At 68.5% G+C, this 20,044-nt stretch carries 19 protein-coding genes; 15 read left to right on the top strand and 4 right to left on the bottom strand.

The genetic code is table 11. The annotated features are described in order from the left end of the window. Window positions 1-100 precede the first annotated feature (100 nt). The 7 genes from ACWIDZ_RS03500 (at window position 101) to ACWIDZ_RS03470 (ending at window position 7,795) form a co-directional block, all read left to right on the top strand. Window positions 101-1,498: a sensor histidine kinase gene (locus ACWIDZ_RS03500; RefSeq protein ID WP_453988780.1), complete on the top strand. Its 1,398-nt coding sequence runs from the start codon at window positions 101-103 to the stop codon at window positions 1,496-1,498. Window positions 1,499-1,661: 163 nt separating this feature from the next. Next, window positions 1,662-3,092 carry a phosphate ABC transporter permease subunit PstC gene (gene pstC / locus ACWIDZ_RS03495; protein ID WP_453988779.1) on the top strand — a complete coding sequence of 477 codons (1,431 nt, stop codon included), beginning with the start codon at window positions 1,662-1,664 and terminating at the stop codon, window positions 3,090-3,092. Then, window positions 3,085-4,395: a phosphate ABC transporter permease PstA gene (gene pstA, locus ACWIDZ_RS03490; RefSeq protein WP_453988778.1), complete on the top strand. Its 1,311-nt coding sequence runs from the start codon at window positions 3,085-3,087 to the stop codon at window positions 4,393-4,395. Before pstC ends, pstA begins: the two co-directional genes overlap by 8 nt. Before the next feature lie 5 nt (window positions 4,396-4,400). Continuing rightward, on the top strand, window positions 4,401-5,270 hold the full coding sequence (pstB, locus tag ACWIDZ_RS03485; protein ID WP_291776659.1) for a phosphate ABC transporter ATP-binding protein PstB: 870 nt from the start codon (window positions 4,401-4,403) through the stop codon (window positions 5,268-5,270). A 10-nt stretch (window positions 5,271-5,280) separates the two neighbouring features. Further along, window positions 5,281-6,027 (top strand): phosphate signaling complex protein PhoU, encoded by a 747-nt coding sequence (gene phoU, locus ACWIDZ_RS03480; RefSeq protein ID WP_453988777.1) that lies wholly within the window; start codon window positions 5,281-5,283, stop codon window positions 6,025-6,027. Between the two features lie 43 nt (window positions 6,028-6,070). Then, window positions 6,071-6,760 carry a phosphate regulon transcriptional regulator PhoB gene (phoB, locus tag ACWIDZ_RS03475; RefSeq protein WP_291776656.1) on the top strand — a complete coding sequence of 230 codons (690 nt, stop codon included), beginning with the start codon at window positions 6,071-6,073 and terminating at the stop codon, window positions 6,758-6,760. Window positions 6,761-7,075: 315 nt separating this feature from the next. Continuing rightward, on the top strand, window positions 7,076-7,795 hold the full coding sequence (locus ACWIDZ_RS03470; RefSeq protein ID WP_453988776.1) for a CPBP family intramembrane glutamic endopeptidase, BDIM_20840 family: 720 nt from the start codon (window positions 7,076-7,078) through the stop codon (window positions 7,793-7,795). Between the two features lie 4 nt (window positions 7,796-7,799). Here ACWIDZ_RS03470 and ACWIDZ_RS03465 read toward each other — a convergent pair whose 3' ends face one another. Continuing rightward, window positions 7,800-8,732 (bottom strand): Hsp33 family molecular chaperone, encoded by a 933-nt coding sequence (locus tag ACWIDZ_RS03465; protein ID WP_453988775.1) that lies wholly within the window; start codon window positions 8,730-8,732, stop codon window positions 7,800-7,802. A 200-nt stretch (window positions 8,733-8,932) separates the two neighbouring features. Here ACWIDZ_RS03465 and ACWIDZ_RS03460 point away from each other — a divergent pair, with 200 nt between their 5' ends. The 6 genes from ACWIDZ_RS03460 to ACWIDZ_RS03435 all read left to right on the top strand — a co-directional run bounded on the left by ACWIDZ_RS03460 (window position 8,933) and on the right by ACWIDZ_RS03435 (window position 16,685). Beyond that, complete coding sequence (locus tag ACWIDZ_RS03460; RefSeq protein WP_453988774.1) at window positions 8,933-9,463, top strand: hypothetical protein; 531 nt, start codon at window positions 8,933-8,935, stop codon at window positions 9,461-9,463. Between the two features lie 97 nt (window positions 9,464-9,560). Then, window positions 9,561-11,450 carry a phosphoglycerate dehydrogenase gene (gene serA / locus ACWIDZ_RS03455; protein WP_453988772.1) on the top strand — a complete coding sequence of 630 codons (1,890 nt, stop codon included), beginning with the start codon at window positions 9,561-9,563 and terminating at the stop codon, window positions 11,448-11,450. A 100-nt stretch (window positions 11,451-11,550) separates the two neighbouring features. After that, window positions 11,551-13,353: an autotransporter domain-containing protein gene (locus ACWIDZ_RS03450; protein ID WP_453988771.1), complete on the top strand. Its 1,803-nt coding sequence runs from the start codon at window positions 11,551-11,553 to the stop codon at window positions 13,351-13,353. A 192-nt stretch (window positions 13,354-13,545) separates the two neighbouring features. Continuing rightward, window positions 13,546-14,172, top strand: coding sequence for a M23 family metallopeptidase (locus tag ACWIDZ_RS03445; protein WP_453988770.1), 627 nt, complete (start codon window positions 13,546-13,548; stop codon window positions 14,170-14,172). A 108-nt stretch (window positions 14,173-14,280) separates the two neighbouring features. Further along, window positions 14,281-15,246 (top strand): ABC transporter ATP-binding protein, encoded by a 966-nt coding sequence (locus ACWIDZ_RS03440; protein WP_343828888.1) that lies wholly within the window; start codon window positions 14,281-14,283, stop codon window positions 15,244-15,246. Beyond that, window positions 15,243-16,685 carry an ABC transporter permease gene (locus ACWIDZ_RS03435; RefSeq protein WP_453988769.1) on the top strand — a complete coding sequence of 481 codons (1,443 nt, stop codon included), beginning with the start codon at window positions 15,243-15,245 and terminating at the stop codon, window positions 16,683-16,685. Before ACWIDZ_RS03440 ends, ACWIDZ_RS03435 begins: the two co-directional genes overlap by 4 nt. Window positions 16,686-16,819: 134 nt before the next feature. Here the strand turns inward: ACWIDZ_RS03435 and rpsU are convergent, their stop codons facing one another. Next, window positions 16,820-17,053 carry a 30S ribosomal protein S21 gene (rpsU, locus tag ACWIDZ_RS03430; protein WP_087139870.1) on the bottom strand — a complete coding sequence of 78 codons (234 nt, stop codon included), beginning with the start codon at window positions 17,051-17,053 and terminating at the stop codon, window positions 16,820-16,822. A 190-nt stretch (window positions 17,054-17,243) separates the two neighbouring features. On the opposite strand from rpsU, the gene ACWIDZ_RS03425 reads away from it, so the two are divergent. Together ACWIDZ_RS03425 and ACWIDZ_RS03420 are read left to right on the top strand one after the other, a co-directional pair. Next, a complete protein-coding gene (locus ACWIDZ_RS03425) occupies window positions 17,244-17,909 on the top strand; it encodes a COQ9 family protein (RefSeq protein ID WP_346521022.1) in 666 nt (221 codons plus the stop codon). A gap of 49 nt (window positions 17,910-17,958) precedes the next feature. After that, window positions 17,959-18,378 (top strand): endonuclease domain-containing protein, encoded by a 420-nt coding sequence (locus ACWIDZ_RS03420; RefSeq protein ID WP_453988768.1) that lies wholly within the window; start codon window positions 17,959-17,961, stop codon window positions 18,376-18,378. Between the two features lie 78 nt (window positions 18,379-18,456). Here ACWIDZ_RS03420 and ACWIDZ_RS03415 read toward each other — a convergent pair whose 3' ends face one another. Both ACWIDZ_RS03415 and purE read right to left on the bottom strand, forming a co-directional pair. Next, window positions 18,457-19,530 (bottom strand): 5-(carboxyamino)imidazole ribonucleotide synthase, encoded by a 1,074-nt coding sequence (locus ACWIDZ_RS03415; RefSeq protein ID WP_453988767.1) that lies wholly within the window; start codon window positions 19,528-19,530, stop codon window positions 18,457-18,459. Continuing rightward, entirely contained in the window at window positions 19,530-20,036 is a 507-nt protein-coding gene (gene purE, locus ACWIDZ_RS03410) for a 5-(carboxyamino)imidazole ribonucleotide mutase (protein ID WP_453988766.1), read from the bottom strand. The genes ACWIDZ_RS03415 and purE overlap by 1 nt, the downstream gene beginning before the upstream one ends. Window positions 20,037-20,044: the final 8 nt, after the last annotated feature.

Raw genomic sequence — 20,044 nt, 5'->3', positions numbered from 1 at the left:
CCAAGCTACACATCCCCTGGCGTCGAACCGGCCGACTCAGCGGGCTGTCGACGGACCAGACTAGGTCGCGCTGCTGAACAATGAGATAACGCCGGTCGAAATGCCTTACGATCACTCTCCGTCCCCCGTCGCTCCCACCGCTTCGTCCCGGCTGTGGACGGCCGGCGCCAGCGGCGGCGTGGCCATCCTGGTGATGGCCGTCCTGGCGGTGATGAAGCCGGAGCTGGCGGGGTGGCTGGCGGCCGGGGCGGTTGCGGTTGCGCTGGCGACCTGGCTGGTGAACCGAAATCCGCCCGCGGCCGCCGATGAGACGGAGTTCGATCAGGGGGCGGTCGATCTGGGGCCTGACGCCGCCCTGCTGGGCGATGTGTTCGAGGCGCTGGACGATCCGCTGCTGATCGTCAGCGGCGGGGAGGCGGACGACATCGCCGGGCGCCGCATCGCCCTGGCCAATGCGGCGGCGCGCGATCTGTTCAAGCTGAACGGGGCGGGCGGGGGGCTGCTGGTCTCGGTGCTGCGTGAGCCTCGCGTGCTGGAGGCGGTGGACGAAGCCCTGTTCGGCGCCGTCGGGACCGAGGTCGACTATGTCGGGGGCGGCGTTCAGGAGCGGCATTGGCGGGCCTTCGTCCGACCCTTGCCCGCGCGGGAGAATTCGAACTGGGGCGGCGGGGCGCTGGCCCTGCTGGCCCTACGCGACGAGACGGACGTGCGTCGCATGGAGAAGATGCGGGTCGACTTCCTGGCCAACGCCAGCCACGAGCTGCGCACGCCGCTGGCCTCCCTGTCGGGCTTCATCGAGACGCTGAAGGGTCACGCCAAGGACGATCCCAAGGCGCGCGACAAATTCCTCGACATCATGGCGGTTCAGGCGGACCGGATGCGGCGTCTGGTGGCCGATCTTCTGTCGCTGAGCCGGATCGAGCTGAACGAGCACATCGCGCCCCTGGGCCGGGTCAATCTGGCGCGGGCGACGGCGGATGTGGTCGATGCGGTCAGCGTCATCTCGCACGAGCGGCAGGTGACGATCCATGCGGAGCTGCCGCACGGCGGCGCGGCTGTGACGGGCGACCGGGACGAGATCGCCCAGGTGGTGCAGAACCTGATCGACAACGCGCTGAAATACTCCAGCGCGGGCGGGACCATCGAGGTCGGCATCGAGATCGACCGCACGCTGGACGAGGCCATGGCGGCGCGGATGGCTGAGGGCAACCGTCTGTCCCTGGCCACGCCGGATCGCGAGACGGGCCAGCGCTACGCCGTCGTCACCGTGCGCGACCACGGGCCGGGCATGGCGCGCGAGCACCTGCCGCGCCTGACCGAACGCTTCTATCGCGTCGAGGGCCAGAAGAGCGGCGAGCGGCAGGGCACGGGCCTGGGGCTCGCCATCGTCCGTCACATCATCATCCGTCACCGGGGCGGCCTGTCGGTGGACAGCGCGCCGGGTTGCGGGGCGATCTTCGCGGCCTGCTTTCCCCTGGCCCCGGCGTCGGACGCCTGAACTCCGGGTTCTGAACGATCGTCATGGGCCTGCGACATTGCGGACGGGCGCCGTAACAGAACTGTCATCCAGCCGTCTTAATCCGCTGACGTATCGCAGGCAGTTTCCCGGCCGGAACGCACCGAGCCTGGCGCGTTGCTGATTCCTGCGCTGATCGGACCGGATGATCTGGATTTTCCTGCTGCTGCTGATCGCCTTCGCCGTCCTGGCCTATGTGGCCGGGCGGGCCTTGGCCGTTCGTCGGAGCCGAGGCGCGAAGTCGCATTCGCGTCCCGGTCAACACGGGCTCTACGCCTTCATCTGGGTCGGAGCGCCGGCCCTGGCCATGCTCATCGCCGCCTCGGTCTTCTCGACCTCGATCGAGCAGCAGATGATGCGGGCGGGGGCGCCTGACAGCGTCGCCCAGCTGGAGCCGTTCCGCCGCGAGGCCTTCTTCGCCGACGCCCGACTGGTCGGGGCGGGGCAGGAGGCGCGTCAGATCTGGCCCGCCCCCTACGCCGAGGAACTGCCGGCCGAGGGCCGCCGCGCTCACCGCATCGCCTCGACCCTGAACTGGGGCGGGGGCGTCGCCGCCCTGATCGCCGCCGTGCTGGGCGGCCTGTTCGTCTTCACCCGCATCCGTCCCGACCTGCGCGCGCGCAACAAGGTCGAGGGTTGGATCACCGGCGTGCTGTTCGCCTGTTCGGCGGTGGCAGTGCTGACCACGCTGGGCATCATCTTCTCCCTGGTCATCGACTCCTTGCGCTTCTTCAGCATGGTGCCGATCACCGAGTTCCTGTTCGGAACCAAATGGAGCCCGCAGATCGCCATCCGCGCCGACCAGGTCGGGTCGTCGGGCGCCTTTGGGGCCGTGCCCTTGTTCGCGGGCACCTTCCTGATCATGGCCATCGCCATGGCGGTGGCGGCGCCCATCGGCCTGTTCTCGGCCGTCTATCTGTCGGAGTATTCGGGCAAGAAAACCCGCGCCATGGTCAAGCCGGCGCTGGAGGTCCTGGCCGGGGTGCCGACCGTGGTCTACGGCTTCTTCGCTGCCCTGACGGTGGGGCCGGCGCTGCGCGTCTTCTTCAACGGCATCGGCGACATGCTGATCGGCGGACCGCTGAACGGCCTGGGGATTTACCTGTCCCTGGTGCAGAACCAGATGGCTCTGGTGGCGGGCGCGGTCATGGGGATCATGCTGATCCCCTTCGTCAGCTCCCTGTCCGACGATATTCTGAACGCCGTGCCGCAGAGCTTGCGCGACGGCTCCTACGCCATGGGCGCCACCAAGTCCGAGACGATCAAGAAGGTGCTGCTGCCCGCCGCCCTGCCGGGCGTCGCCGGGGCGCTGCTGCTGGCCGTGTCGCGCGCCATCGGGGAGACCATGATCGTGACCATGGCGGCCGGCCTGGCCGCCAAGCTGACCCTGAACCCGCTGGAGACGGTCACGACCGTCACGGTGCAGATCGTCACCCTGCTGACCGGCGACCAGGAGTTCAACAGCCCCAAGACCCTGGCCGCCTTCGGCCTGGGGCTGACCCTGTTCGTCGTCACCCTGCTGCTCAACATCGTCGCCATGCGCATCGTGCAAGCCTATCGGGAACAGTATGACTGACGCCGCCCAGAACTTGACCGAGCAGGGCACGACCGGCGTCAGCCCGCGCACCCAGCGCCTGAAGGCCCGCCTGCGCGCCCGCTATGCGCGCGAAACCCGCTTCCGCTGGTACGGCCGCGCGGCCATCGGCGTGGCCCTGGCCTTCCTGGTGATCCTGCTTGGCAGCATCATCACCCAGGGCTACACCGCCTTCTACGCCCATACCGTGACCCTGCCGGTCTATATGGACCCGGCGCGGATCGACCGTTCCTATCCGCAGGGCGCCAATTTCGAGCAGATCGTCGCCGAACAGCAGATCCGCCGCCTGGGCGTCCAGGACGACGAGCAGGGGAGCAAGGCCTCGGCCATGAAGGCCCTGCTGTCCTCGGAGCTGAAGTTCCAGGCCGCCAAGATGATCGCGCGCCAGCCCAGCCTGCTGGGTCAGACCGTGCCGGTCGCCGCCCCCCTGTCCGACGACGCCGAGATGTATCTGAAGGGCAAGATCACCCGCGATCAGCCCGAGGACCAGCGCCGCGTCTCCAATGCGCAGATGGACTGGCTGGACCGGATGAAGGCCTCGGGCGCGGTGCGCGCCCACTTCAACTCGGCCCTGTTCACCAAGGGCGACTCGACCCAGCCGGAACTGGCGGGTCTGCTGGGCGCCGTGGTCGGTTCGGCCCTGATGCTGATGGTGACGGCCCTGATCGCCATCCCGGTCGGCGTCGGCGCCGCCGTGTGGCTGGAGGAATACTCCCCGCGCAACCGCATCACGGCGATCATCGAGGTCAACATCAACAACCTGGCCGCCGTGCCGTCCATCGTCTACGGCCTGCTGGGTCTGGCGCTGTTCATCAACTTCATGCACCTGCCGCGCGCCAGTCCGCTGGTCGGGGGTCTGGTGCTGGCGCTGATGGCCCTGCCGACCATCATCATCGCCACCCGTTCGTCGCTGAAGGCGGTGCCGCCGTCGATCCGCGAGGCGGCCCTGGCCATGGGCGCCAGCCGCACCCAGACGGTGTTCGGCCACGTCCTGCCGCTGGCCATGCCCGGCGTGATGACCGGCGCCATCATCTCCATGGCCCACGCGCTTGGCGAGACGGCGCCGTTGCTGCTGATTGGCATGATCAGCTTCGTGCCGGGCGTCCCGCACGCCATTGATGAGCCCGTCGGCGCCCTGCCGTCGCTGATCTACATCTGGGAGAACGCGTCCGAGCGCGCCTTCCACGAACGGACGGCGGCCGCCATCCTTGTCCTTCTCGCCTTCATGATCGTCATGAACGCCGCCGCAGTCCTGCTGCGCCGTCGCTTCGAACGCCGGTGGTAAATCCTATGAAGTCCCGCATCTTCCGCGCTCCCGAAGGCTCGTCGACCGGCGGCGCCTCCGAGGCCGCCACCCTGTCGACCGCCCCGGCCGTCGGCGCCCACGCCTCGGCGCCGCTGGGTCCGATCAAGATCGCCGCGCGCGACGTCAGCGTCTTCTACGGCGAGAAGCAGGCCCTGTTCGACGTCTCGCTGGAGATTCCGGACAAGACGGTGACGGCGCTGATCGGCCCGTCGGGCTGCGGCAAGTCGACCTTCCTGCGGACGATGAACCGCATGAACGACACTATCCCCGGCACCCGCGTGACGGGCCGGATCGAGATGGACGGCGAGGACATCAACGATCGCAAGATCGACCCGGTGCTGCTGCGCGCCCAGGTCGGCATGGTGTTCCAGAAGCCGAACCCCTTCCCCAAGTCCATCTATGAGAACGTGGCCTATGGGCCCAAGATTCACGGCCTGGCCTCGACCAAGGGCGAGATGGACGAGATCGTCCAGAAGTCGCTGAAGCGCGCCGGTCTGTGGGACGAGGTCGCCGACCGTCTGCACTCGCCGGGCACCGGCCTGTCGGGCGGCCAGCAGCAGCGTCTGGTCATCGCCCGCGCCATTGCGGTCGAGCCGGAAGTCATCCTGATGGACGAGCCCTGCTCGGCGCTGGACCCGATCGCCACGGCCAAGATCGAGGAGCTGATCGACGAACTGCGCGAGCGCTACTGCATCGTCATCGTCACCCACTCGATGGCGCAGGCGGCTCGCGTGTCGCAGCGCACGGCCTTCTTCCACATGGGCAAGCTGGTCGAGACCGGCGACACCGAAGAGATCTTCACCAATCCGCGCGAACGGCGCACCCTCGACTACATCACCGGCCGCTTCGGCTGAGGACGCGACGATGAACCAGCATACGGTCAAGGCTTACGGCGACGAGCTGAACCAGTTGACGGCCGAGGTGGTCCGCATGGGCGGCCTGGCCGAAGCGCAGGTGGCGGACGCCATCGAATCCGTCGCCCGCCGCGACGTGGCGCTGGCCAAGGCGGTGGTCGAGCGCGACAACCGCCTGGACGCCCTGCACCGCGATATCGAGAAGAAGGCCATCCGCCTGATCGCCCTGCGCCAGCCGGTCGCCAGCGACCTGCGCCGGACGCTGGGGGCCATGAAGCTGGCCTCGGATCTGGAGCGGACCGGCGATCTGGCCAAGAACATCGCCAAGCGGGCGCTGATCCTGGCCGAGGCCGAGCCGATGCAGCCGCTGACCCGCTCGATCGAGCGCATGGGGCGGCTGGTGTCGAACCGTCTGCGCGACGTGCTGGACGCCTATACGGCGTCTGAAATCGAACGCGCCCTGTCGGTCTGGCAGACCGACGACGAGGTGGACGAGCACTACAACGCCCTGTTCCGCGAACTGCTCACCTATATGATGGGCGACCCGCGCACGATCACGGCCTGCACACACCTGCTGTTCATGGCCAAGAACCTGGAGCGGATCGGCGACCACGCGACCAATATCGCCGAGACGGTCCACTATGAGATCACCGGCGAGGAAATGCTGGGCGAGCGGCCCAAGGCCGTTCCCGGTCCCGGCGAAGAGCCGACGCCGACCCCGCATCTGAACGCCTCGCCCGACGCGGCGGACGACTGAACCCTTCTATTGCTGACGACTTCGACGAACCGGAGAGGCTGACGTGCAACCCTATATTCTGGTGATGGAAGACGAGGACGCCCTGGCCACCTTGCTTCAGTATAATCTGGAGAAGGAAGGCTATGACGTGGCCGTCGCCTCTGACGGCGAGGAAGGGATGCTGCAGGTCGACGAGCGCACGCCCGACCTGATCCTGCTGGACTGGATGCTGCCCAAGCTGTCGGGCATCGAGGTCTGCCGCCGCATCCGCGGCCGGGCCGAGACGCGCAATCTGCCGATCATCATGCTGACCGCGCGCGGCGAGGAGACGGACCGCGTGCGCGGTCTGGACACCGGCGCCGACGACTACATGACCAAGCCCTTCTCGATGACGGAGCTGACCGCGCGCATCCGCGCCGTGCTGCGCCGCATCCGCCCGGGTCTGGCCGACGACCGGGTCAACCACGCCGACATCATCATGGACCGCGTCGCCCACCGCGTCAGCCGCGCGGGCAAGGAGGTGCACCTGGGCCCGACCGAGTTCCGCCTGCTGGACCACTTCCTGAAGCATCCGGGCCGGGTGTTCAGCCGTGAGCAGCTTCTGGACGCGGTCTGGGGCTCGGACGTCTACGTCGAGGCCCGCACCGTGGACGTCCACGTCGGCCGCCTGCGCAAGGCGCTGAACGTCGAAGGCACGGTCAACCCGATCCGCACCGTGCGCTCGGCGGGCTATTCGCTGGACCTGAATAACTGAGCCGATGACCCCTGCGGCGTGGGCTACGGCGCTCTACGACGCTCCACGGCGCCCCACCCCCCGCCGTCATCCTCGGGCTTGACCCGAGGATCCAGCCGTCCGCCTGCACGGCGTTGAACGGGTGAGCGCGCCCTCGCCCTGGATCCTCGGGGCAAGCCCGAGGATGACGGCGTGTAGAGGCGGGCAACGGCCCGTATGGGGCGAGGTTCGAGCGTGTGGGGGCGGTGAGCAGGGAAGCTTAACTTTTCTTCATCTGCATCCGCAGACCCCTCCGGCCGCCTCTGAACGACGACGTCGCATCGGGGGAGGGAAGTCATGCCGGACGCCATTATCGCCATGTCGGGCTGGGTCGGGGCGGTCGCGCTGGCGGGCGGGGCGGTCGCCGTCCTGTCGCGCGGCAAGGTGCGCTGGGGCTGGCTGGCGGCGGCTCTGCTGCTGATGGCCGTCTATGACGCCGTGCTGACGCGCGGCTATGGCCACATCCCGCTGGATTTCGGGCCCTCGCGCTGGAACTGGGAAGGCAAGACGCTGGCCGTGCTGCTGTCCCTGGCCGTCGCCAGCCTGCCCATCGTCGGATGGCGGCGCAGCGGGCTGACCCTGCATCAGGACCGGCAGGGGCTGAAGGGGGCGCTGATCCTGTCGGGTCTTCTGGTCCTGCTGTTCCTCGGCCTGGCGATCTGGGCGCCGGGCGAAGGGTTCGACGCCGACAGCCTGACCTTCCAACTGACCATGCCGGGGCTGGACGAGGAGATCTTCTATCGTGGCGTGCTGCTGCTGATGTTGAACGAGGCGTTCGGGCGGCCGGTCCGCGTGCTGGGCGCGCCGATGGGCTGGGGCGCGGTGCTGACCGCGCTGGCGTTCGGCCTGGCCCACGCCCTGGGCTATCAGGACGGCGGCTTCACCTTCGACTGGACGCCGATGGCGACGACGGGGCTGGCGGGCCTGTTGCTGGCGTGGTTGCGCGAAAAGACCGGCAGCGTGCTGCTGTCGGTCCTGCTGCACAACTACGGCAACGCCGTCTTCATGCTGATCTGAGGGATCAGACCTCGGTCGTCTCCAGCTCGGCCGGGTCGATCTCATAGGCGGTCGAACAGTATTCGCACGTCACGCGGATCTTGCCGTCGTCCTCGACCATCTCGGCGCGCTCCTCGGCGGGGAAGGACTGCAGCACGGTGGCGATGCGGTCCTTCGAGCAGCGGCAGACGGCGACCAGGGCCTTGGCGCCTTCCAGCCGCACGCCGTCCTCGTGGAACAGGCGATACAGCAGGGTCTCGGCGCTGATGGTCGGGTCGATCAGCTCGTCGTCGCCCAGGGTGGCGAATAGGGCGCGGGTGCGCTCCCACACCTCCTCGGTCGAGCCGCGCGACTCGTCGCCGGCGATGACCTGGATCATCGCCCCGCCCGCGCGCCAGGCGCGGCCCGCGTCGGTTTCGACCTCGCCGACGGCCAGGCGCACCTTGGTCGGCACCTGCTCGGACTGTGAGAAATAGTGTTCGGCGCACAGCGACAGGCTCTCGCCCTCGATGGGGGTCACGCCCTGGGTGCGTTCGAAGTCGGCGCCGCGGTCCACCGTCATGATGAAGACGCCGCCGCCCAGCAGGGTCTTGGCCCCCGGACGGGCGAAGCCTTCGGACGCCTTGGCCACTTCTTCCGGGTCGAAGCGGCAGAAACCGCGCAGATGGCCGTCCGTGCCGTAATCGGCGACGACATAGCGCACCGGGCCGTCGCCCTGGGCCTGAACGATCAGGCGGCCGTCGAACTTCAGCGCCGAACCGACGATGGCGGCCAGGACGCAGGCCTCGCCCAGCAGGGCGGCGACCGGCTCGGGATAGGCGTGGGCCGACAGGATCTTGTCGACCGCTTCGCCCAGGCGGACCAGGCGGCCGCGCACCGGCCAGCCTTCGATCTGGAAGGCGGCGGCGAAGTCGTCCGTCGGGGCGGCGATGGGGGCGTCGGGCGCGTGATCGGTCACGGCGTGAAATCCTGAAAACTGTCGGAAGCGGCGCAACATAGGGAGCCGAAGCCCGCTTGGTAAGGGGAGGGCGTGTCGCCCGCGCCACGAGCGAGCGCGGTTCGGCAGGCTTGACCGGGACAAGGGAACTCTTTGTGCTGAAGCTCGCTCCCTTAGCTGAAAATCCGCTTCCTTCCCCATCCGCTTACCAGAGGTCTGACATGATGGATCGTGAGTTCAACGTCGTGGACGAGGTCCGCAAGCACCCAGGCGTCGTGGCGGGCGTCGTGGCCGTCCTGGCGGGCGTGGGTCTGGCGACGATCCTGCTGAACCAGCGCAGCGGCCCGACCCGCTATGAGCGGATCAAGACGCGCATCGACCCGCGCGGCTGGTTCGACGCCGAGGCCCTGCGTCACCGCTTTGACGACATTGCGCGCGGCGTGCGTCACGGGGCGGACGACCTGACCCATCGCGCGGCCGACCTGGGCGACTACGCTCATGAACGGGCCGGACGTTTCGGCGCCGACGCCCGCGATCGGGCCGACCAATGGTATCGCCGGGCCAGGAAGAAATCGCGCCGTCCGATGCGCCGCTACACCAAGCAGGCGCGCCGCTACGCCGAGGACGCCGGAGACTTCGCTCGCGATCACGCCAAGGAAGGGAGCGCCCTTCTGGCCGTGGCCACCATCGCCGCCGCCATCGGGGCCGCGGCTCTGGAAAGCCGTCGTCGCGCTGGAAACAGCGGCCGCTGAGCCGGTTTCGGGGCTTAACTGGAAAAATCGTGCGGAAAGGGGCGCTGCGGCGCCCCTTTTTATTGCTGCGGATGCGAAGAGGGGCTAGAGGCCGCGCATGATCTCGCCCGTCTTCATCTTCGACTTCGATTCCACCCTGGTTCGCATCGAGACGCTGGAGGCTCTGGCCGACCTCGCGCTCAAGGACGCCCCGGACGCCGCCGAGCGCAAGGCCCGGATCGCGGCCCTGACCGACGACGCCATGAACGGCCGCATCGGCTTCGGCGAGGCGCTGAAACAGCGGCTGGAACTGTTGGCCCTGCGTCGTGAACACGTCGAGGCTCTGACCGACCGGATTCTGGACGAGGCGACCGTCTCCATCCGCCGCAACGTCGACTTCTTCCAGCGCCACGCCGAGCGCATCTACATCCTGTCCGGCGGCTTCCGCGAAGTGATCGCGCCCCTGGCCGAGCGGCTGGGCGTGCCGGCGGATCATGTGCTGGCCAACGACCTGATCTATGACGACGAAGGCCGGGTGACGGGCGCCGACGAGGCCAACCCCCTGTCGCGCGAGAACGGCAAGCCGGAGGTGATCCGCGCGCTGAACCTGGAAGGCCCCGTGGTCATGGTCGGCGACGGCTGGACCGACGCCGAGGTCAAGATTCAGGGCGCGGCCGATCGCTTCTACGCCTTCACCGAGATCGTCAGCCGTCCCAAGGTGGTCGAGGCCGCCGACGCCGTCGCCGCCTCTCTGGACGAGGTGCTGTATGCCGAGGGCGTGGCCGGTCGCTGGTCCTATCCGCGCAACCGCATCCGCATGTTGCTGCTGGAGAACGTCCACCCCGCCGCCGTCGAGCGGCTGGAAGAGGCGGGCTATTCCGTCGAGACGATGAAGGGCGCGCTGGATGAGGACGACCTGATCGAGGCGATCAAGGGCGTGCACGTTCTGGGCATCCGCTCCAAAACCAACGTCAGCCGCAGGGTGCTGGACGCAGCGGACCGGCTGATGGCCGTGGCGGCCTTCTGCATCGGCACCAATCAGGTCGATCTGGACGCGGCGGCGGACAAGGGCGTGGCCGTGTTCAACGCCCCCTATTCCAACACGCGCTCGGTGGTCGAACTGGCCATCGGCATGATGATCGTCCTGATGCGAGACGTGGCCGACAAGTCGCGCGAGATGCACAAGGGCAAGTGGAACAAGTCGGCGACCGGATCGCGCGAAGTGCGCGGCAAGACGCTGGGCATCGTCGGCTACGGCGCGATCGGCAGCCAGCTGTCGGTGCTGGCCGAGAACCTGGGCATGAGGGTGCTGTTCTACGACCTGTCCGAGCGGCTGGCGCTGGGCAATGCGCGGCGGATGCGCTCGCTGGACGCTCTGCTGGCCGAGGCGGATGTGGTGACGATGCACGTCGACGGCCGCAAGGATAACACCGCCATCATCGGCGCCGACCAGTTCGCCAGGATGAAGCCGGGCGCCCTGTTCCTGAACCTGTCGCGCGGCCATGTGGTCGACGTGGACGCCATGGCCGAGGCGCTGAAGTCGGGCCGTCTGGGCGGGGCGGCGGTCGACGTCTTCCCCGAGGAGCCGCGCACCAACGCCGACCCGTTCGACAGCCCTCTGGTCGGCCTGGACAAGACCATCCTGACCCCGCACATCGGCGGCTCGACCGAGGAGGCGCAGGAAGCCATCGCCGAGTTCGCGGCGGAGCGCCTGCTGGGCTATCTGAACCGGGGCGACACCACCTTCTGCGTCAACCTGCCGAACGTGCAACTGGCCGAGGTGACGCGCGCGCACCGTCTGCTGCACATCCACCGCAACCAGCCGGGCGTGTTGGCCGAGCTGAACCGCGCCCTGTCGGATGCGGGCCTGAACATTCTGGGCCAGCACCTCAAGACGGACGAGCGGACGGGCTATGTCATCACCGACGTGGACCGCGACTATGACCGCGAGGCGCTGACGGCGCTGAAGCAGCTTCCGGGCACGATCCGCTTCCGGCGGTTGCACTGATCGTCGATCACCTTCCCCGACGTCATCTTTGCGTCCTGACAAAAGCGGCGCAGAGTGGCGGATAACGACCGCATACGGACGGTCGATGGGAGGGAAATCGATGTCTCGTCTTCTTCGCAGTGCGGCGCTGGCCGCCCTGACGCTCGCCGCCGCGTCTGTCGCCGGGGCCGCCTCGGCCCAGACCTATGATCGGCTGGTGGTGTTCGGCGACAGCCTGTCGGACAACGGCAACCTTTATCTGGCGACGGGCGGGTCGACGCCGCCCTCGCCGCCCTTTGGCGCGGGACGATTCTCCAACGGGCCGGTGTTCACCGAGCGGCTGGGCTTCGACGCCGCCAACTTCATGGGGCCGGTGACAGGCAGCATCAACTACGCCTTCGGCGGGGCGCGTACCGACAGCCAGGCCTCGCCGCCGGGAATGCGCGCGCAACTGGGGCAGTATCTGCAACGCGGCGGGACCTTCGGATCGAATGATCTGGTCAGCGTGCTGGGCGGGGCGAACAACATCTTCCAGGGGCTGCCTGTAGCGGGGGCGTCGGCCAATCCGACAGCCGCCATCGCACCGGTGGCGCAGAGCGCGGCGGCGGACATCAACTTCATCGTCAACGGCATCGCCCAGGCCGGGGCGGGAACGGTGCTGGTCACCAACCTGCCCAAGCTGAGCATCACGCCCCAGTTTCGAGGCACGCCGGCCGCGCCGCTGGCCGATTACGCCGTCACCACCTTCAACGGCGCCCTTCTGACCGGACTGACCGCGACGGCGGCCGCCCAGCAGGGGACCAACATCATCCTGATGGATCTGTTCAAGGTCGGGGACGTGGTGGCCGCCAATCCCAGCGCCTTCGGGGTGTCGAACGTGACCCAGGCCTGCTTCGACGGCGCCAGCCTGTGCTCGAACCCGGACGACTACTTCTACTTCGACGGGGTGCATCCGACGGCCAAGGGTCATGCGGTGATCGCGCAACTGGCCAATGACTACCTCTACTACGGCGATCTGGGCAGCCAGACGGCGGTGCTGGGCGAGACGGCCTGGCGTCACCGCGAGGACGCGCTGGACGGCTCGACCGCGGCCCTGTCAGGGCGCGAGGCGTGGACGGGGGGAACTTCGATCTCGGTCGAGGGTCTGGCCGACAAGACCGAGACCGATGCGCGCGGCGCCATCGGCAAGGCGACCTCCGACGGCTACGGCGTGCGCATCGCCCTGGAGTCGGGAACGGACAGCCTGCGCTTCGGCCTGGCCGGCTCCTATCGCAACGCCGACGTGGATGCGGGCGCCCTGCGCGCCGACGTCGACAGCTTCGGGCTGGACGTCTACGGCGGCTGGCGCTCGGGCGACGTCTTCGTCAATGCGGCGGCGGGCGTGGCGCAGGACGACTTCAACGACATCAACCGCCTGACCAGTCTGGCGCCGATCGTCCACAGCGGTTCGACGCGCGGGGTCTCAACGGGCGCACGGCTGCAGGGCGGGATGTGGTTCGACCTGGGCGGCTTCGCCCTGTCGCCTCGCGCGGCGGTGGCCTGGATCAACGCCGATGTCGACGGCTTCCATGAGCAGGGGCCGGCGGCGCAATACGCCTATGCCGACCGCTCGGTGCAGGCGACGACGGCCGAGATCGCCCTGCGCGCCGAGGGCGGGACCGAGCGGGTGCGCTTCTATGCCGAGGGCGGTTATCGCGACAGCCTGAGCGACGACAGCGATGCGGTGCGCACCGGCATCCTGGGCAATCCGGCCCAGGTCCTGGCCCGCGACGTCGACCTGCCGTTCGGCGGGCAGGTGCTGGCCGCCGCCGGAATCGAGGGCACGGTCATGGAGCGGCTGAAGGTGTCGATCGGCTACAAGGGCCGCTTCGGCGACCATGCCGACAGCCATATGGCGGCGGTGAAGCTCAGCCTGCCGCTGTAGGCCGAGAAACGAAGGTTCCCGAGGTGCGACGCCGTGTCGCCCTCGGGGCGCCCCATTCATGTCCCGGTGAAATTGCAAAAGACGGTCAAGTCCGGCCGTCGGCGAACCCTGTTTTCGCCATCTGCGTGCGTATGCGCGCCTTCCTGACGGTTCTCCCGCGCTGACGAAGCGCTCAGAATGAGTCGTTAGAGTATGCGTTTAGTTCCCCCGGCCGTGCGGCCGCATGTGATCCGCTTCGGCCAGACGGGCGCCTTGGCCGGCCTGGCGGTCCTGGCCATGGCGGCTGCGCCCGCCGGCATGATCTCGGCCGCGCCCGAAAAGGTCGCAGAGGTCTCGGCCCCCATCGCCCCGCCGGTGAAGGCGGTGGCCGAGCCCGCCGGTCCCGTCACCCGCAAGATCGTCTTCGAGGCGCCGCTGAAGGGCTATCGCATCAACTCGCCCTTCGGCCTGCGCAAGCTGGCGATCGAGGCCAAGGCGCGGGCGCACAAGGGCGTGGACATCGCCGCCCCCACCGGCACCAGCGTCTTCGCCACGACCGAGGGCAAGGTGTTGCGCGCGGGCTATCAGGCTGGCGGCTACGGCAACTTCATCGAGGTGCAGCACCCCAACGGCATGACCAGCCTGTACGGCCATCTCAGCCGCATCGACGTCCACTCGGGCAAGGCGGTGGCGGCGGGCGAGCGCATCGGTCTGGTAGGTTCGACCGGCTATTCGACCGGCCCGCACCTGCATTTCGAGGTGCGCCGCAACGGCGGCCAGGTCGACCCCGCCAAGATCGTCGGCCAGAGCTTCGACATCCGGGTGAAGGCCCCGGCCTGACCGCATCAGGCGATGCGAGATCATGACCAAACCGTAATGTAAAATACCCTTTCCACAAGGCGCGCCCTGCCGTTAGATTCGATCCTTGGATTATCGCAGGGGGACCGAATGGTCGCGGCGCTGACGCTGGACGGAATCAGCAAGAGATACGGAGGCTTTCAGGCGGTCTCCGACCTGAGCTTTCAGGTCGAGAAGGGCTCGATCTGCGGCTTTCTGGGGCCGAACGGGGCGGGCAAGACCTCGACCCTGCGGATGATCCTGGGCCTGCAGCCGGCCACCAGCGGCCGCATCGACATCCTGGGCGCGGACGACGGGCGCAAGGTGCGCGACCGGATCGGCTTCCTGCCCGAGGAGCGGGGTCTCTACAAGAAGATGACGCCGGTCGACGCCATCGCCTTCTTCGGCGCCCTGAAGGGCCTGCCGCTGCCCGAAGGCCGTCGTCGCGGCCGCGAGATGCTGGAGCAGATGGGTCTGGGCGAGGCCAGCCGGAAGAAGATGAAGGACCTGTCCAAGGGGATGGCGCAGAAGGTCCAGTTGATCGCCTCGGTGGTGCATCAGCCGGAGTTCGTCATTCTGGACGAGCCGTTCTCGGGGCTGGACCCGATGAATCAGCAGGGGCTGGAGGCCATGATCCGCGCTCTGGCCGCCGATGGGGCGACGGTGCTGTTCTCGACCCACGTCATGCAGCACGCAGAGCGCCTGTGCGACAAGGTCGTGCTGCTGGCGCGCGGGCGTAAGGCATTCGAGGGCACGGTGGATGAGGCGCGGGCGACCTCGCCGCGCTTCCTGGAGTTGGAAGGGGCGCTGGATCGGACCGCCGTCGCGGCCCTGCCGGGCGTCAGCGGCATCGAGACCCTGGCTGAGGACGGCGCCGTCAGCACCCTGCGCGTCGGCCTGACGCCGGGAGCCGAAGCGCAAGGCGCCCTGCGCGCCGCCTTCCTGGGCGGACTGGACGTGCGGCGCTTCCAGATGAAGGAGCCGACCCTGCATGACGCCTTCATCGCCCTGACCGGCGACCACCCGGATGAGGACCAGTCCGTCGGCAAGGCTGACACGATGGAGGCCGCCCGATGAGCCGGATTCTTCTGATCGCGCGACGCGAGTTCCTAGCCTACGCCAAGACGGTCGGCTTCTGGCTGTCGTTGCTGGCCTTTCCGCTGTTCGCCGTCCTGGGCGGCGCCATTCCGGTCCTGATGAAGCACGCCGAGCCGGTGCGCGAGGCGGTCATCATCGATGAAACCCCGGCCGGGTCCGGCCTGGCCGCCGCCGTGCGCCAGGCGCTGGAGACGGAACGCGGGCGCGCCGACATCGCCGCCCTGCGCATGGCCGCCGTGCCCGAGGCCGGGACGGCGGGCGGCGACCGCGTGCGCGAGGCCGCCGAGAAGGGCGGTTTCGACGCCGGACTGGAGGCGCTGAAGAAGGAGGCTCCGCGCGCCGGGGCAAGCTTCAAGACGCCCAAGCGCGCGTTCGAACTGGTCGAGGCGCCTGCTGACCTGACGGCCGCCGCGCCGGGCGAGGCGCGCGACGCCTTGGCCCGCCGCTACGTCGACAAGGACGCGCCCGAGGGCGAGAAGCTGAACGCCGTGGTCTTCCTGACCGAGACCGAGGGCAAGCCCGGCGCCCGCGTCTGGACCGGCCGCGCCACCGACGACGTGGTCGAGGACGCCATCCGCGACGCCCTGAAGTCCGCCAACCGCAGCCGCGTCTTCGTCGCCAGCGGCATCGACCCGGCGGTGGTGTCGGATACGGAGACTTTCCGGCCGGAGGTCTCGGTCTTCTCGCCGCGCGCGGCGTCGGGGGGCGAGGTGTCGTTCCGTGACAAGCTGCCGGTCATCGTCGGCCTGGCCGTCGGCTTCATCCTGTGGTCGCTGATCATCACCGGCGCCTCCATCCTGCTGAACAGCGTGATGGAGGAGAAATCGAACAAGATCCTGGAGGTGCTGCTGTCCTCGGCCTCGGCGACCGAGATTCTGGCGGGCAAGGTGCTGGGCGTGGCCTTGCTGACGCTGGCCGTTCTGGGCGCCTGGGGCGGCATCGGCGCCGTCGGCCTGATCGCGACGATGCCCGACGTGGCGCGGGATATCGGCTCGGTGCTGCTGACGGACGGCCTGTTCGTCTACTTCCTGCTGTTCCTGGTCGGCGGCTATCTGATGTATGCGGTGCTGTTCGCCGCCATCGGCGCCTTCTGCGACACGCCGCGTGACGCCCAGACCCTGATGGGGCCGATCATGATGGTGCTGGTCGTGCCGATCCTGGTCATGCAGATGGCCATCCGCACCCCGGACGCCATGGTGGTGAAGGTCATCAGCCTGATCCCGCCCTTCACCCCCTTCGTCATGGCCGCGCGCGCGCCCAGCGGGCCGCCCCTGATCGAGATCATCGGCGGCCTAGTCGGGATGTTCCTGTTCGCGGCCCTGATGATCTGGGCGGCGGGCCGCGCCTTCCGCACGGGCGCCCTGTCGGACGTGAAGCTGAGCTGGAAGAGCTTCATGGGCGCCGTGACCGGACGGTGAGGTTCGGGGGAGGGAGGTCTTGCCCCTCTCCCGCTCATCCCGGCGGTTGCGGGGAGAGTGGAGGCAAACAGACAAAGAAAAAGGCCGCCCCGGCGATCCGGGGCGGCCTTTGATCTTTCAGGCGTCAGCGGGTCTTAGCGACCGCGACCCTTCGGAGCCGGCAGCAGGCCTTCGCGCTGGGCGCGCTTGCGGGCCAGCTTGCGGGCGCGACGGACGGCTTCAGCCTTCTGGCGAGCGCGCTTTTCCGACGGCTTTTCAAAGTGCACGTGACGCTTCATTTCGCGGAAGCTGCCTTCGCGCTGCATCTTCTTCTTCAGGGCTTTCAGCGCCTGATCGACATTGTTGTCGCGGACAAAAATCTGAACCAGGGGTCTCTCTCCTTTGGCCGCCCGCCGCGTCCTTTCCAAGGGAGACGGGCAGACAAAACAAAACCACGCTCGAGAGGAGGGCCTCTCAAGTGAAGGCGCGCTGATACATGATCGGGGGGGGCATGTCCAGATCGTCGCGCCCAATCGTGATGGCTCGAAACGCCCGCCGGATGGGCGTATCGTGCCGCCTATGACCGAGACAGCCGAGACCGCTCCGAAAGGCGATTGGGCCGACCGCACAGAACAGGCCGTTCTGGATGCGGCCATTGAACGCGCGCCCGCGCTGGGCTGGAACGCGCGCCTGACGCGCGCCGCGTGCGAGGCGTGCGGCCTGTCGCTGGGCGACCAGGAACTGCTGCTGCCCAACGGCCCGCGCGATCTGGCGGTCCTGCTGTCGCGTCGTCACGACGCCCGCGCCCTGAAGGCGCTGGAGGCGACGCCCGCCGCCACGATGAAGATTCGCGAACGAATCGCCGCCGCCGTCTCGGCGCGGATGGAGGCGGGGGCGCAGGATATCGAGGCGGCCAAGCGCTGCGCGGGCTTCCTCAGCCTGCCGACCAACGTCGACCTGGGCTTCAAGCTGGCGTGGGAGACGGCGGACCATCTGTGGCGCTGGGCGGGCGATACGGCGACGGACCAGAATCACTACTCCAAACGGGCGATTCTCGGCGGCATCCTGATTCCCGCCCTGACCATGCGCTGGTTCGACGGGCGCGATGCGGCGGAAGCCTTCGTCGCCCGCCGCATCGACAACGTCATGGCCTTCGAGAAGTGGAAGGCGGGCAAGGATTTCGACGCGCCGATCAATGCGATCACCGATGTGCTGGGTCGGCTGAGATACGGCGCGAAGGCATAGGCGACCCTCTCCCGATGGGAGAGGGCTTGAGCCTCCAAGAGCGAAGCGATTGGCAAGGCGAAAGGGTGAGGGTTCCCGGCTTGCCGTTCCCTCTCGTCGTCCGCACAGTCTTCTGATGGCGAACTCGCGAACCGACCATGCGCGGGCGTTGCGCCAGTCTTCAGGGCGCGCGGAGGAGCGTGTCTGGGCGGCTCTGCGCGGCGGAAAGATCGACGGACATAAGTTCCGCCGCCAGCACCCTGTCGGGCCGTATTTTGCGGACTTCGCCTGCGATCGGCTGCGCCTGATCATCGAGATCGACGGCGGGGTGCATCGTTTGGACGAAGTGGCGGCGCGTGATCTTGAGCGGCAGCGCGTGCTTGAGGCGCTGGGCTGGACCGTGATCCGGGTGACGAACGATCAGGCATATGAGGCGCCGGAGCGGCTGATCGAAGCCGTGAAGACGCACGTGAGGCGCCTCAACGGCTGAGCGTCGACCCTCACCCTTTCGCGCAAGAACGATCGCTGCGCTCTCGTGCGCTCAAGCCGTCTCCCATCGGGAGAAGGGTCAGAGAATGCGGTTGATGTGCGCCATCTTCCGCCCCGGCCGGGCGTCGTGCTTGCCGTAGAGGTGCAGGCGGGCGTTGGGCTCGGCGGCCAGCGTCCGCCATTGTTCGACTTCATCGCCCAGCAGATTGGTCATCTCGATGCGGGCGTGGGCGTTGCTCGGGCCCAGCGGCCAGCCGACGACAGCGCGGATGTGCTGCTCGAACTGGTCGCAGACGCAGCCGTCTTGGGTCCAGTGGCCGGTGTTGTGGACGCGCGGGGCGACCTCGTTCACCAGCAGTTCGCCGTCGCCCATGTCGAACAGTTCGATGCCCATGACGCCGATGTAGTCGAGGCCGTCCAGAACGGCGGCGGCGATCGCTTCGGCGCGTTCCTGCGTGGCCGGGTCGACGGCGGCGGGGGCGGTGGTGGTCTTCAGCACCCCGTTCTGGTGGACGTTCTCGCCCAGAGGATAGACGGCGACGGCGCCGTCGCGGCCGCGCGCGGCGATGACCGATAACTCGCGCTGGAACACGGCGGCGGCCTCCAGCACGGCGGGGCGGCGGCCGATGGCGTCGAAGGCGGCAGCCGCATCGGCGGCGTCGCGGATCCAGACCTGGCCTTTGCCGTCATAGCCCTCGCGCCGGGTCTTCAGCAGGGCGGGCAGGCCAAGCGTCGCGATGGCGGCGGTCAGGTCGTCCAGCGTCGTCACGGCGGCGAAGGCCACGGTCGGGGCGCCGACGGCGTTCAGGTAGGTCTTCTCGTCCACCCGGTCCTGGGCCACGGCCAGAGCCGTCGGTCCCGGCGCGACCAGGGCGCCCGCTTCGGCCAGGGTCTCGACCGAGGCGGCGGGGACGTTCTCGAATTCGAAGGTGACGACGTCGCACAGACGGCCCAGAGCCTGAAGCGCGTCGGGGTCGTCATAGGGGGCGGTGATCTGGGCGCGCGAGACGCGGGCGGCCGGGCTGTCGGGCTGGGGGTCGAGAATCACCACGTCGAAGCCGAGACGCGAGGCGGCCTGACTCAGCATCCGTCCCAACTGGCCCCCGCCAAGAATGCCGAGGGTCGAACCGGGAGGCAGAGGAAGATCGGGCATCAGTCCTCGACGCTTTCGGCGACGGATTCGGTCTGGGCGGCGCGGAAGGCCGACAGGCGCTCGGCCAGGGCGGGATCGGACAAGGCCAGGATCTGCGCCGCCAGGATGCCGGCGTTCGCGGCGCCCGCCTCGCCGATGGCCAGGGTGGCGACGGGCACGCCGCCGGGCATCTGGACGATCGACAGTAGGGAATCGAGGCCCTTCAGCGCCTTGGACTGGACCGGCACGCCCAGCACCGGCAGATCGGTCATGGAGGCGGCCATGCCGGGCAGGTGGGCCGCGCCGCCTGCGCCCGCGATGACGACCTTGAAGCCGTTCGCCTTGGCCGTGGTGGCGAAGTCATAGAGGCGGTGGGGCGTGCGGTGGGCGCTGACGACCTTGGCCTCCCAGGCGACGCCCAACTGGTCCAGGCGGTCGGCGGCCAGCTTCATCGTGGGCCAGTCCGAGCGGCTGCCCATGATGATGGCGACCGGAGTCGTTGAAACGGGCGGCGTGGAGGCGGTCATGCGCAAAG

The organism is Brevundimonas sp. NPDC055311 (genome assembly GCF_053645695.1).
This window is presented reverse-complemented; position numbering and strand designations above follow the sequence as displayed.